The 14418-nt window shown below is 40.1% G+C and carries 11 protein-coding genes; 4 read left to right on the top strand and 7 right to left on the bottom strand.

The annotated features are described in order from the left end of the window. Positions 1-15 precede the first annotated feature (15 nt). From H5159_RS00265 to priA, 5 genes are all read right to left on the bottom strand, one after another. Entirely contained in the window at positions 16-390 is a 375-nt protein-coding gene (locus tag H5159_RS00265) for a gamma-butyrobetaine hydroxylase-like domain-containing protein (protein WP_182733615.1), read from the bottom strand. Between the two features lie 62 nt (positions 391-452). Further along, positions 453-1781 (bottom strand): HslU--HslV peptidase ATPase subunit, encoded by a 1329-nt coding sequence (gene hslU / locus H5159_RS00270; RefSeq protein WP_024596310.1) that lies wholly within the window; start codon positions 1779-1781, stop codon positions 453-455. 11 nt (positions 1782-1792) lie between these two features. After that, positions 1793-2311 (bottom strand): ATP-dependent protease subunit HslV, encoded by a 519-nt coding sequence (hslV, locus tag H5159_RS00275; RefSeq protein ID WP_002958366.1) that lies wholly within the window; start codon positions 2309-2311, stop codon positions 1793-1795. A 79-nt stretch (positions 2312-2390) separates the two neighbouring features. Then, positions 2391-2918 (bottom strand): SPOR domain-containing protein, encoded by a 528-nt coding sequence (locus tag H5159_RS00280; RefSeq protein WP_024596311.1) that lies wholly within the window; start codon positions 2916-2918, stop codon positions 2391-2393. 20 nt (positions 2919-2938) lie between these two features. Then, positions 2939-5125 (bottom strand): primosomal protein N', encoded by a 2187-nt coding sequence (gene priA / locus H5159_RS00285; RefSeq protein ID WP_154903921.1) that lies wholly within the window; start codon positions 5123-5125, stop codon positions 2939-2941. 230 nt (positions 5126-5355) lie between these two features. Here priA and rpmE point away from each other — a divergent pair, with 230 nt between their 5' ends. Together rpmE and H5159_RS00295 are read left to right on the top strand one after the other, a co-directional pair. Next, a complete protein-coding gene (rpmE, locus tag H5159_RS00290; RefSeq protein WP_002958369.1) occupies positions 5356-5571 on the top strand; it encodes a 50S ribosomal protein L31 in 216 nt (71 codons plus the stop codon). A gap of 526 nt (positions 5572-6097) precedes the next feature. Continuing rightward, a complete protein-coding gene (locus H5159_RS00295; RefSeq protein ID WP_182696194.1) occupies positions 6098-7339 on the top strand; it encodes a malic enzyme-like NAD(P)-binding protein in 1242 nt (413 codons plus the stop codon). Positions 7340-7403: 64 nt separating this feature from the next. Here H5159_RS00295 and metJ read toward each other — a convergent pair whose 3' ends face one another. After that, positions 7404-7724 carry a met regulon transcriptional regulator MetJ gene (gene metJ, locus H5159_RS00300; protein ID WP_002958371.1) on the bottom strand — a complete coding sequence of 107 codons (321 nt, stop codon included), beginning with the start codon at positions 7722-7724 and terminating at the stop codon, positions 7404-7406. A 289-nt stretch (positions 7725-8013) separates the two neighbouring features. On the opposite strand from metJ, the gene metB reads away from it, so the two are divergent. Beyond that, complete coding sequence (gene metB / locus H5159_RS00305) at positions 8014-9261, top strand: cystathionine gamma-synthase (protein WP_182693844.1); 1248 nt, start codon at positions 8014-8016, stop codon at positions 9259-9261. A gap of 169 nt (positions 9262-9430) precedes the next feature. Continuing rightward, positions 9431-11776 (top strand): bifunctional aspartate kinase/homoserine dehydrogenase II, encoded by a 2346-nt coding sequence (gene metL, locus H5159_RS00310; protein ID WP_182779485.1) that lies wholly within the window; start codon positions 9431-9433, stop codon positions 11774-11776. Positions 11777-11840: 64 nt separating this feature from the next. On the opposite strand, the gene H5159_RS00315 is transcribed toward metL, so the two are convergent. Continuing rightward, positions 11841-14333: a penicillin-binding protein 1A gene (locus tag H5159_RS00315; protein ID WP_182779486.1), complete on the bottom strand. Its 2493-nt coding sequence runs from the start codon at positions 14331-14333 to the stop codon at positions 11841-11843. Positions 14334-14418: the final 85 nt, after the last annotated feature.

A 14418-nucleotide genomic window follows, 5' to 3' on the forward strand; every position in this document is an offset into this window, starting at 1 on the left:
ACGGGCCTATAAAGTTTAAGGAACAAATTTTATAGGCACGCTATCTTTACTTTTTTCGTGTTCAGTTACCCGCGCTAAATATTCACTCCACAATATATCTTGTTGCTGTTGTAGTTTTTCAAAGTAGCGCCAGCTAAATAGTCCGCTGTTATGGCCATCGTCAAAATCTAAACGAAGTGCGTAATGCCCAACAGGTACAATACTTTTTATTCCTACAGCTTGCTTATTAAGTACTAGCTTCATTGGGCCAGAGCCATGGCCCTGCACTTCAGCTGAAGGGGAGTGTACACGTAAAAACTCACAGCTAAATACAGCTTTACTGTCATCATCAAAGTAAACATCTAGATTTTTACTTACACTGTGGTAATGCACTTTTGTTACGTGTTTCATTTAATATTTCCCATTAAAAAGCCCCCAATCTGGAGGCTTTTAGTATAACGTTTATATTCGTTTTATAGAATAAAGCGGCTTAAGTCTTCATCTTCAACAAGTGCACCTAAGTGTTTCTCAACATAAGCGGCGTCGATTACTAATGACGAGCCTGCTTTTTCAGAAGCGTCGTATGAAATTTCTTCCATCAATCTTTCCATTACAGTGTGTAAACGACGAGCACCGATGTTTTCGGTTTTCTCGTTAACTTGCCAAGCTGCTTTGGCAATACGTTCAATTGCATCGTCGCTAAACTCAATCGATACCTGCTCAGTTTTAAGCAGCTCTCGTTGTTGCTCGGTAAGCGATGCATGAGGCTCTGTAAGGATGCGTTTAAAGTCATCTGCAGTAAGTGCTTCAAGTTCTACTCGAATCGGTAAGCGGCCCTGTAGCTCTGGGATCATATCTGATGGCTTTGCCATCTGAAACGCACCAGAGGCAATAAACAGCATATGGTCAGTTTTAACCATTCCGTGCTTAGTATTTACAGTTGAACCTTCAATTAGCGGTAGTAAGTCGCGCTGAACACCTTCTCGGCTCACATCTGGACCTGAAGAATCGCCGCGCTTACAAATTTTGTCTATTTCATCAATAAACACAATACCGTTTTGCTCTACTGCAAAAATAGCTTGCTCTTTTAGCTCTTCAGGATTTACTAATTTAGCGGCTTCTTCTTCCGTTAATAGTTTGAAGGCTTCTTTGATTTTTAGTTTACGCTTAGTGCGCTTATCGCCGCCCATGTTTTGAAACATGCTTTGTAGCTGGTTGGTCATATCTTCCATACCAGGAGGCGCCATAATTTCTACGTTTGGTTGTGCTTGTGCTAAATCGATTTCAATTTCTTTATCATCTAGCTGACCTTCACGTAGCTTTTTACGGAACGTTTGGCGAGTTGATGAGTTATCATCACGCTGCGTTTCGCCGTATTGATCTTTCGCTGGTGGTAAAAGGGCATCTAAAATGCGCTCTTCTGCTGCTTCTTCGGCGCGATGTTTAAATTTCTTAGTCTGCTGTTCGCGAGTCATTTTAATTGATACATCGACTAAATCGCGGATGATAGTCTCAACTTCTTTACCAACATAGCCAACTTCAGTGAACTTAGTCGCTTCTACTTTAATAAAGGGTGCGTTAGCAAGTTTTGCTAATCGGCGGGCAATTTCTGTTTTACCTACACCGGTTGGACCAATCATTAAAATGTTTTTTGGTGTTACTTCGCTGCGTAAATCTTCTTTGAGTTGCATGCGGCGCCAGCGGTTACGAAGTGCGATAGCCACTGCTTTTTTTGCTTTAGCCTGACCTATAATGTGCTGATCTAGCTCGTGAACAATTTCTCTTGGGGTCATATCAGACATGATAGTTCCTATTATAATTCTTCGATTGTTTGGAAGTTATTAGTAAATACGCAGATGTTGCCTGCAATAGTTAAGCTTTTCTCTACTATTTCACGAGCGCTTAAATCTGTATTTTCTAAAAGGGCGGTTGCAGCTGATTGTGCAAAGTTACCACCACTGCCAATTGCAATTAGGTCGTTTTCAGGTTGAACCACATCGCCATTACCGGTAATAATTAAAGAGGCTGTTTCGTCTGCAACAGCGAGCAGAGCTTCGAGTTTTCGAAGTGCACGGTCGCTGCGCCAATCTTTAGCCATTTCTACTGCGGCTTTAGTCAGGTTTCCTTGGTGCATTTCTAATTTGCTTTCAAAGCGTTCGAAAAGAGTGAAGGCATCAGCAGTACCGCCGGCAAAACCAGCGATTACTTTGCCATTATAAAGACGTCGAACTTTACGGGCGTTGCCCTTCATTACGGTATTACCAAGAGACACTTGGCCATCGCCGCCAATTACAACCTTGTCGCCACGGCGTACACTTACGATAGTAGTCATGTTATTCCTCATCATCGAGCTGCAGAGGCAACTCGTAAAAAACGATTATGAAGAGGTTATATGGGTGAATGGTTTATTTTCAAGTCCAGCCCCAAATTCCGCAGCCGACTATTTTTACACGTTTAAGTTTGTTTTTATCACTTTCGGCTTGTCGTTTGGTTTTATATGGGCCTAAGCGCACTTTATACCAAGTACCATTGCTGCCTTCAGCCTGTTTTATTTCAGAAATGAGGCCTGCAAATGCTATTTTAGCTTTTAGCGATTCCGCTTGTGCGTGGGTTTTAAACGAACCACACTGCATAACGTAAGGACCTTTTTGCTCAAGTTCTTTCACTTCAACTTGAATCTCGTGGTTTCTAATTTCTTTAATAAACTCTGGTGTGCGTGGAATAACCACTTCTACTTTTGCGGGCGCAGTGGGGTTTGCTTGTTTTTCGACAAGTTTTGGATCTGCATTACTTTTTATAAACCATAATGTATAAGCAAAACCACCGACGAGTAAGATGGCTATGACAGCTAAAAGAATAGGAAATGGTTTTTTAGCGGGTGCGTTTTTTTTACTGTTTCTGCCTGCAGGCTTTTTGTTAATATAATCGTGCTGTGCCATGGTGTTATTTTGGCCTTAACCTAAATCATGTCTATAGGGTCTACGTCTAAGCTCCAGCGTACTTTTTGTGCAAGTTTACTTGAACTTAAATAATCAACCATTTGCGCAAGGTACTGATGTAATATGCGACGATCTTGCGCTTGAATATGTAATTGAAAACGATACATACCTGCGACTTTTTCAAGTGGAGCAGGGATCGGACCGAGCAATTGTATACCAGATACCCCATTCACAGGAACCAAATCCGTCAAAAAATCGACGACTAGCTTAATGCTGTGTCCTTGTGCACGGACAATAGCCATATTTGTAATGGGTGGTAAGTCTGCATCATCGCGTTCACTCAGTGCAAAGCGAGCAAAGTCTTGGTAACCATTATTAACTAAGTCTTGTAAAAGTGGGTGTTCTGGAAAGTGTGTTTGTAATAATACTTGGCCAGGCTCCCCTGAACGCCCAGCTCGCCCCGCGACTTGAGTAACTAACTGTGCTAAATGCTCTGTTGCCCTAAAGTCGCATGAGTATAAACCGCTATCTACGTCTAAAATTATAACAAGGCTTACATCTGCAAAGTGATGGCCTTTGGCAAGCATTTGTGTGCCTACTAAAATGCGTGCACCGCCTAGGTTTATTTCATCTAGTGCTTTTTCAAGGCTGCCTTTACGGCGAGTTGAATCGCGGTCTATGCGAGTAACGGGTGTATCTGGAAACTCGGTCGATAAAAACTCTTCAATTTGCTCTGTACCTTTGCCATTTGGAAATATTTGCGTACTTCCACAATCAGGACATTGGTGAGGAACAGGGTATTGATCGCCACAGTGATGACAAATCATTTGCCCAATCGCTTTATGAAATGTGGCGCTGGTACTGCAGCGTTTACATTCACTTAGCCAGCCACATTCATGGCAAATAAGAGTGGGTGAAAAACCTCGGCGATTTAAAAAAACCATAACCTGTTTACCGCGATTTAAGTGTTGGCGCATAGTTGCAAGGCTTGCATGTGCAATACCTGCTTGGTCGGGTTGGCCTTTCATATCGAGTAACTTAAATTGGTTATCTGTCGCAGTTTGCGCGCGCTCGGTTAAACTTAGTAGCTGATATTTGTTATTAATTGCTTTGTGAAGTGTTTCAAGTGCGGGTGTAGCACTGCCTAATATAAGTGGTATTTTATGCTGAAAAGCTCTGTATGCGGCCAAATCACGAGCATGGTAACGAAGGGTATCTTGTTGCTTAAATGATGAATCGTGCTCTTCATCGACAACTATCATACCGAGTTTTAAAAATGGCAGAAAAATACTCGAACGTGTTCCTATAACTATTGCACAACTGCCTTTTTCGCAAAAACGCCATGTTTGCAATCGCTCGTTGTCGGTAAGGGCTGAATGCCAAAGCATAATGGGTGTATCAGGAAAGCGGCGACGAAAACGGTTTACAGTTTGTGGCGTTAAGCCTATTTCTGGCACTAATACTAATGCTTGCTCGCCACGTTTGAGTACTTCTTCTAGGCACTGTAAATACACTTCTGTTTTACCACTGCCAGTTACGCCTTCTAATAAAAAGCTGCTAAATCCACTACTTTGATTTATTGCCGTACAGGCAACCGCTTGTTCTTTATTAAGTACTGGTTTACTACCGACAGTTGGAGCAACACTTTGCCATTGGTTATCGTGCTCAATAGTTTGTGTTATGAGTTCTTTATCTATTAGGCTATCGATTGTTTTTTTACTAAAGCCAAGAGCTTTTAATTCGGTTAACGATGATTTCCCCGATTGCGATAACTGCTTTAATAAATTGAGCTGTGTTTTAGCTTTTAATGACGGTACTTTTGCACCTTTTTCTGTCAGGGCAACCATATTAATACTGGTTTTATCTGGCGATTCACCTTGGCGAAGTACACTCGGTAGCGCTATATGAATAGTTTCGCCTAAGGGGTAGCAATAATAGCGGGCAGTAAAGCTAAGGAGTTCTAAATGTTGGGCACTTAAAATAGGGGTGTCGTCTATTACCTCTATAATATTCTTAATTTTATTTAAAGGGACGTCGGTACTGTTTTTAATGCCCAGAACAACAGCCACTTTTTTTTGATTACCAAAAGGCACTAAAACCCGCATGCCCGGAAGTATTGGGGTTGATAAGCCACTGAGCTGCTCTTCTATTTTATAATCAAAGGTGCGTGGAAGCGGGACTTTAATAGCAACTTCAACAAAACTCATAACAACTCAACCCGTAAAATTAATGCTGTAATGTACTAAAAATACCGCTAAAAACCTACTAGCAATAGTACTTGAGAAAGAGATTGTTCACTTTTTTAGCGAAAAGATAAATAAATACTTGTGCAGGGGAAGGTTGTTGGATAAAATCCGCCACCAACAAATTTGTTTTAACGACGTATGGTGCCAGACTTCGGGTTTGGAGAGCGATGCGGCCTTAACTAGAGGTTCCTATGAAAGAAGGTATTCACCCTAAGTACGAAGTAATTTCTGCAACATGTTCATGCGGAAACAAATTCGAAACTAGCTCAACTCTTTGTAAAGACATTCACTTAGACGTATGTTCTGCGTGTCACCCGTTTTACACTGGTAAGCAAAAGATTTTAGACACTGGCGGCCGTGTTGATCGCTTCAACAAGCGCTTCGGTGCACTTAGCAGCAAGAAGTAATTATTGCTGTTTAGTTAAAAAAAGCACCTTAGGGTGCTTTTTTTGTGTCTAAAATTTACTACTTCTTATCTTATTTAGCTTGCTCGAGCTACATCACACCTTGCATAACTATTTCCTATTCTTATTCTGAGTATGCATAAACCTTTACAGACAAATGGATAGATATTCTCTATATTTTAAATAGTACAAATTTTAACTAGGTTGATAAAAGTAGCTAACGTGGGCTTATCTGTTTTTAAAGTAGTGTAGTAGGCTGTTATTTTAAGTTTATGATGATGTGTTAAACATACATTTTTTTAATATTTTAATAGACATAAACACACCTCAAAACTTACTTTTTTGGTGAATTTTTATTTATCAAATGTTTATATAATCCTGCAAAGTTACTGAAAAACCTCTTAAAATTAAAGGATATAGCATATAACAGGATAGACCTGATATTGCTTGGAATTTAAAAATAATAAGGGTATCGTACCCCAAGACTCCACCTCTCACTTTAACTTAAATTGCAGGATACCATCGCGTTATGTCTGACTTTCGTGAACAAGCACTACATTATCACTCACATCCCGTACCTGGTAAAATTAGCATTGAGCTAACCAAACCAGCTGAAACAGTTCAAGACTTAGCCCTAGCTTATAGCCCAGGTGTCGCTGAGCCTGTACGTGAAATTGCCGCAGATCCTGCAAATGCATATAAATATACCGGTAAAGGTAACATGGTTGCGGTTATCACTAATGGTACTGCAATTTTGGGCTTGGGTAATTTAGGTCCTTTAGCGTCCAAACCAGTAATGGAAGGCAAGGCGTTATTGTTTAAGCGTTTTGCAGGGCTTGATTCTATTGATATTGAAGTAAAGCACAAAACAACAGAAGACTTTATTAACACGGTTGCCAATATTGCTGACACATTCGGTGGTATTAACCTTGAAGATATTAAAGCACCAGAGTGTTTTGAAATTGAAAAAGCATTAATAGAGCGTTGTAGCATTCCTGTTTTTCATGACGACCAACACGGTACCGCCATTGTTACGGCTGCCGGCATGTTAAATGCACTAGAAGTACAAGGTAAATCAATTGAAGATGCAATAATTGTATGTTTAGGTGCAGGCGCTGCTGCAGTTGCGTGTATGGAACTGTTAATTAAGTGTGGTGCACTGCGTGAACACATTTATATGCTTGACCGCAAAGGTGTTATTCATACTCGTCGCGATGATTTAAATGAATATAAACAGCTTTTTGCTAACAATACCGATAAACGCACATTGCAAGATGTAATTGCAGATGCTGATGTGTTTGTTGGTGTTTCGGGTCCTAACTTGTTAGCTGCCGAAGATTTAAAACTAATGGCAAAAAAACCGGTCGTGTTTGCATGTTCAAACCCAGATCCAGAGATCGATCCTGCACTTGCTCACGGCGCACGCAACGATTTAATTATGGCAACAGGGCGCTCTGATTACCCTAACCAGGTTAACAATGTTTTATGTTTCCCGTTTATTTTCCGTGGTGCACTTGATGTACGTGCAAGCGCGATTAACGATGAAATGAAAATTGCTGCAGTTGAGGCTATTCGTAGTATTGCCAAAGAGCCTGTACCTGCAGAAGTTTTAAAAGCCGCAGGCGTAGATAAGCTAGAGTTTGGTGCGCAGTACATTATTCCAAAACCAATGGATCCGCGTTTACTACCGCGTATAGCTAAAGCTGTAGCACTTGCTGCGGTAGAGTCGGGTGTTGCGCAAATTGACTTGCCTGAAAATTATATGGCGTAATATATAACGCTTAAACAAAAAAACCTCAGCAATGCTGAGGTTTTTTGATTAAAAAGGTAACGATTTATTCTTCGTTTAAAATAGGCACTTCTAAACCCATTTCTTGCATTATCTTTTTAACTTCTTCTGGTACTTTTTCTGCGTTGTCTTTACGTAGGTCATCGTCATTTGGTAAAGGTTGGCCAGTAAATGCATGCAAAAACGCCTCACATAGCAATTCACTATTTGTTGCATGGCGAAGGTTGTTGATTTGACGACGCGTACGCTCATCCGTTAAAACTTTTAATACATTTAGTGGGATCGAAACGGTGATCTTTTTAACTTGCTCTGATTTTTTCCCGTGTTCTGCGTATGGGTGAATATACTCACCATTCCATTTAGCCATAAGATGTATCGTTGCCTCAGATTATTAATTTCTCACACGGTATAAAAAGCGTGTAAATATGCGTGAAATTCTATCGATTTAAAAAAGATAGTCAAATAATAGATACCGATCTATCTTAATAAGCCTATTTGGGATGTAAAAATAAGCTCACTTTTGTGAGCTAAAATGTGATACTAGCAAACGCCTTACCTAACTTTAGCCATCTAGAGCTTTAAAATCCTTTGACTTATTAAAACGGATAACTTACTCTTTTAGACGTCTAAACATCCAAATTAATCAGGTGACGAATATGAGCGAAAAAAACAAAGCGACCATTGCTGTACGTAACGGCGTTGATGCTGATAAACATCATGGTGCAGTGGTGCCGCCAATTTATTTATCAACGACTTATTCGTTTGCCGACTTTGATACTAAGCGTGAGTATGATTATGGCCGCAGTGGTAACCCTAATCGTGATATTTTAGCAGAGACGCTTGCTAAGCTTGAAGGTGGCGCTCGTGGCATAATTACGGCCACTGGTATGGCTGCCGTGCATTTAGCTACTCAGCTACTTAACAGTGACGACACGTTAGTAATTCCACATGATTGTTATGGTGGAAGCTATCGTTTATTTACATCGTTACAAAAACGCGGACTATTGAAGCTTGAAGTATTAGATTTAACAAAAGAAGAAAGCCTTCAACAAATTTTAGCAATTAAACCTAAGCTTATTTGGATAGAGACTCCAAGTAACCCAGTACTTCGTTTAACCGATATTAAAGCGGTTACCGATGTTGCTAAGCAATGCGGTGCATTGGTTGCCGCAGATAACACGTTTTTGTCTCCTGCCTTACAAAACCCTATTAAGTTTGGTGTAGATATTGTGGTGCATTCAACTACTAAATATATTAACGGGCACTCAGATGTAGTGGGCGGCGCTGTTATTGCTGCAACACAAGAGCTTGGTGATGAGCTTGCTTGGTGGGCAAATAATATTGGTATTACGGGCGCCCCTTTTGATAGTTATTTAACGCTTCGTGGTCTACGTACTTTAAATGTGCGCTTAAGGCAGCACCAAGAAAATGCGCTAGCAATAGCTGAGTACCTTGAAAGTTCCAATTTTGTAAGCCAAGTTTACTATCCTGGACTTGAGTCGCATCCTCAACATGAACTTGCTAAAGCACAACAACTTGGCTTCGGTGGCATGGTTAGTTTTGATATTAAAGGCGATATAAACGACGCGGCAGCATTTTTAACTAGCCTTAAAACGTTTAGTTTAGCTGAGTCACTAGGTGGCGTAGAGAGCTTAATTTGTCACCCTGCAACTATGACGCACGCAGGTATGGAGGCAAAGGCACGTTTAGAAGCGGGTGTGGGCGATACGCTTATTCGTATTTCGGTTGGGATTGAAGATATACACGATTTAATAGCTGACTTTGAACGAGTATTTGAACTTGTAAAACCAGGGCAAAATAAAAATGTTGGCCGTGTAGGCAAAGGTGCTGGCACTTCTGGTGGAAACGTTAAATTAAGTGCAGCCCGTCCAGCGCTTTGGTAATTAATACCAATCCGCAATAATACCTAATCAATTTGAGGGATTAAACCGCACGATAACATCGTTAAAAATTCCTAATATAGAACAACTAAATAACGAAATTTTTGCCTTGTTATCGATACGGTTTTCTTACCTCAAAATAGACAACTTAATTAAGCGAATTGGTATAAATATGGTCAATTGTGTGCATAAATTTGGTGGTTCAAGCTTAAGCTCTAGTGAGCGCTATCAAAGCGTAGCTAAAATAATTATTGGGCATACTCAGCCGGGCGACTGTGTTGTGGTGTCTGCTGCAGGTAAAACTACAGATACACTTGTGTCGTTGTGGCAAAGTTATCAGCTGCAAGACACGCAAGCTGTCGCTGATATTTTACTGCAGTTAAATAACCATCAAAGCGATTTAATTGAGCAGTTATTACAAGCTGATTTAAAGCGCTGCGCACTTAGAACACTAAATACCGAGCTTAGTAATATTGCAGAACTTGCTCAAGCTGAGCAGCTAAAAGAGGCTGCGTTACTTGCGCACGGGGAACTGTGGTCAGCACGTTTACTCGCTACTTATTTACAGCAGCTAAATATTGAGGCGTGTGCTCAAGATGCCCGTAGTCTTTTTACCTTAAACGATGGTGAATTAATGCATGCGCAAAATGCGCAGCAATGTCGACAGTCAATTTTACCTAATAAGATAAATATTGTTACTGGGTTTATTGCCGCCGATACGAAAGGTGAGACCGTAACACTTGGACGCAACGGTAGCGATTATAGTGCAACACTACTTGCAAATTACTGTGATGCTAAGCAGGTATGTATTTGGACCGATACACAGGGTGTGTTTAGCACTGATCCTCGAAAGGTAAAAAAGGCGATTAAGTACGGCAAAATTTGTCGCGGACAAGCTAATTTATTAGCTCGTTTGGGTAACCCTGTATTACATGCAAAAACACTATCGCCACTTAAAAACAGCGATATTAAGCTAGCTGTTCGTAGTAGTTTTGATGTGCAAGCAAGCCCAACAGATATAGTAAAAGAAGGTTCAGCAAAGAAAAAGCGCTTTATAACCACGCTGCAAAATGTTGATTTGTTAATGGTTGAAGGATTAAGTGAAGGTGAGGTCGCAAGCGTTAGTCAGCTTATTCAGCATAGCCTTCATCATTTTAACCATAATGGTGAAGTGTATTTAGTAGTACCGGCTGCACAAACATATCAAGTTATTAATTACTTTGCTGGTAGAGCTAATATTAGTGAGTCAAATTTAAATGGCTGTGCAATTGTTGCCCCTGAGCAAGACGTTAGCGTACTAAAACTGCAAGCTTTAGAGGTATTAGCTGAGCAGACTATAAAACCGCGTTTTGTGCATCAAGATAATGGTTATGTTTTATTACTAACAGACCAATTTATAGATAGCGATATACAAAGCGTCTTACACGATAAGCTAATCAATAAAGGCCAAGAAATAGCCGTTATAGTTGCGGGCCTTGGCAATGTAGGCGATGCTTTTATTGAGCAGTTATCGGCACAATTTGAGCGTTTATCAGGCGACTTTAGTATTAAATTGGTAGCGCTGGTTCGCTCTAAACATATGTTATTTAATGCAAGTGGCATAAATATATCGCAATGGAAAACTCAATGGCAGCATGAGGCGAATAGCTATGAAACTGCGGATTTACTTAATGCGATAAGCGAGCTTGACTACGAACATAAAGTTTTAATTGATATTACTGCAAGTGAGCAGTTTAGCTTTTTATATACAGATTTTGTAGACAGAGATTGTCATTTAATTAGTGCTAACAAATATGCAGGTACAGCACCGACTTCTTGGTATAAAGCACTTCGTAGTAACCTTGGCGAACGTAATTTACATTGGCGATATAATACAAGTGTAGGCGCAGGCTTACCTATCAATTTTGCTTTGGCTGATTTGCAAAATAGTGGTGATAAAATTACGCGTATTGAAGGCGTGTTCTCGGGTACGCTTTCGTGGTTATGTAGTAAGTATGATGGTACCACTGCTTTTTCTGAGTTGGTATTAGAAGCTCAGAAAATGGGGTTCACAGAGCCTGACCCTCGCGAGGATTTATCTGGACGAGATATGCAGCGTAAGTTACTTATTTTAGCCCGAGAGTTAGGTATAGAGCTTGAGCTTGATGATATTAGCTTATCGGCATTAATGCCCGGCGATCTTGCGCTAGGAAGCTGGGAAGACTTTCTAAACAATAAAGCCCAGCTAGATGCGTTCATTGAAGAGCATGCTGATACAGCAAAAGCTAATAACTCAGTACTGAGATACACAGGCCTATTAGATATAACAAAAACTGAAGTTATCGCTAAAGTAGGAATTACGTATGTGACCAATGGAGATGTGTTAGCAAACCTTACACCTGGCGATAATATTTTTGTAATTAATAGCAAATGGTATAGTGATAACGCGCTTGTGATTCAGGGGCCTGGGGCTGGGAAAGAAGTAACCGCTGCGGGTGTACACTCTGACTTATATTGGCTTGTTCAAAACTTAAAATAAGCCATTATTTAAATTAAAACGGCAGCTTAAATAAGCTGCCGTTTTTTGTATTACAGAGATATTATTAAAATAGCTCTTCTTCGGTTTTTGTGTCTTCTTCAAATATATCGTTTGGCAGAGATAGCACATACTTTGTCGGTGCAGTGCCTTTTTCGAAGTATTCAAAGCGGCTGGTGTAGTCATTTTTGTGGCTTAGCAAACCAGTGGCTAAATCAATACGAATCGAAACAAGCCCCTCAGGTGGCTCAATTGGCGCTTCAGGTGTTCCCTCAAGTGCGGCTTTCATAAATTCAATCCATGCAGGCTGCGCTGTTTTAGCCCCCGATTCAGCACCAGATATTTGGCTGCTATCTAAGTTGTTATTGTACGTAGAACGGCCAAGAGCGTTACCTGGGTTATCAAAGCCCACCCACACAGAAGTCATTACTTTACTGTTAAAGCCACTAAACCAGGTGTCTACAGAATCGTTAGTTGTGCCTGTTTTACCCGAAAGATCACGACGTTCTAAAGCTTGTGCGCGCCAACCTGTACCACTCCAACCCGTTTTATGGGCCCAACTACCGCCGCCCCAAATACCACTGTGCATTGCATCAGCAATTAAAAAAGCATTCTGCTTAGAAATAATTCTCGGTGCACATTTTTTTGTTGGCTTCACTTCATCACTACTATTATGAAGTGAGAATTCATTATGTGTTGGTAAAGACTCTTCGTCACAGGCAAGGGCAGGGTTTGCTTTGAACAATACATTACCGTAAGCATCTTGAATTTCTGAAATAAAGTAAGGTTCAATTAAGTGGCCACCATTGGCAAATGCGCTCATGCCACGAGCAAGTTCAAGTGGAGTAATGGAAGCACTACCCAGTGCTAGTGATTCACTGCGATTAATGTCTGAATCTTTAAAGCCAAACTTTAATAAATGATCAGCTGTACGTTGTAATCCAACGCCGCGTAGTAAGCGCACCGAAATAACGTTTTTAGATTGTGCTAAAGCACGGCGAATTCTTATCGGACCATTATATACAGCAGGACTGTTTTTGGGACGCCATGCTACGCCTTGGCTTTTATCCCATTGGTTTATAGGAGCATCGTTTAATATAGACGCAAGCGTGTAACCTTTTTCAAGTGCTGCTGAATATATAAAAGGTTTTATATTAGAACCTACTTGACGCTTTGCTTGTACCGCTCGGTTATATTGACTTTGTTCAAAGCTGTAACCACCTACAATAGCTTTAATTCTGCCATCTTGTGGGTCGAGTGACACAATAGCACTTGATGCTTCTGGTATTTGGCTTAGTAAGTAGCTGTCATCTTCATTTTTACGCACCCATATTTGCATTCCTGGCGTTAAAATATCTGTAGCTGCTTTTGGAGCAAAACTTTGGCGGTAACGAGTAATATATTTACGCGCCCATTTTAAGTTATCCCAAGTAAGAGTTGTGCGCTCGCCACTTTTAAGTAATACCGACGCTGTTTTATCATTAACACTAAGCACGGCTGCTGCTTTCAAAGTACCCAACTCATTTACGCTTTGTAATTTACTGAGTATTTGTTGCTCAGTTAAAGCAGGTTGTGTTTCAGGGTCCCATAAAGCATCTGTTGGTCCTCTAAAACCATGGCGCATATCGTAATTATGTAAGTTATTTACAAGTGCGTTTTGCGCTGCTTTTTGAACTTTAGACTCTACCGAGGTGAAAATTTTAAAACCTGAGTTGTAAGCTTTATCTATTCCATAACGCGAGACCATTTCAGCGCGCACCATTTCAGAAATATACGGGGCGTATAAATTTATTTCAGCACCATGAAAATAAGCGGTGATAGGTTGGCTCGTTGCTTCGTTATATTTTTCTTGAGTAATATAATTTTCAGTTAATAAACGCCCTAAAACAACATTTCGGCGTGCTTTTGCACGCGTTGGGTTACGAATTGGGTTTAAAGCTGAAGGGGCCTTCGGTAAACCTGCAATCATCGCCATTTGTGCAAGTGTTAAATCTTTTAACTCCTTACCGTAATAAACTTGTGCTGCAGCACCAATACCAAAAGCGCGATTACCTAATTCTATTTTATTAAGGTAAAGCTCTAAAATTTCGTCTTTTGTTAATACACCTTCAATATGTAGCGCTATAAATATTTCTTTAACTTTACGAATATATGCTTTTTCGCGAGTTAAAAAGAAATTACGAGCAAGCTGCATAGTAATAGTACTTGCGCCTTGTTTTTTCTCGCCGGTAGATATAAGAACAATAGCCGAACGCACAATACCTATAGGATCTATGCCTATATGATCGTAAAATCGATTATCTTCTGTCGCTAAAAATGCATTAATGAGTGTTTGAGGAATTTCATCAATAGTCACTGGAATACGACGCTTTTCACCAAATTGATTGATTAAAAGCCCATCTTTTGTGAATACTTGCATAGGAGTTTGTAATTGCACGTCTTTTAAAACTTGCACACTGGGGATATCAGGTTTAACGTAGTAATAAAGACTGACCAAAGTGATCAGACCAATTAACACACAAATGATAAAAAATTGTAAAGTTCGTTTTAATAAAATCACTTATATTTCCCTAAATGGACTCCCAATTGCGAGTTTTGACTGCTAGTATATATTGATTAAAAAATGAATAATATTTTTTCAGATA

The sequence above is a fragment of the Pseudoalteromonas sp. SG43-1 genome (assembly GCF_014164415.1).
Taxonomy (GTDB): Bacteria; Pseudomonadota; Gammaproteobacteria; order Enterobacterales; family Alteromonadaceae; genus Pseudoalteromonas; species Pseudoalteromonas distincta.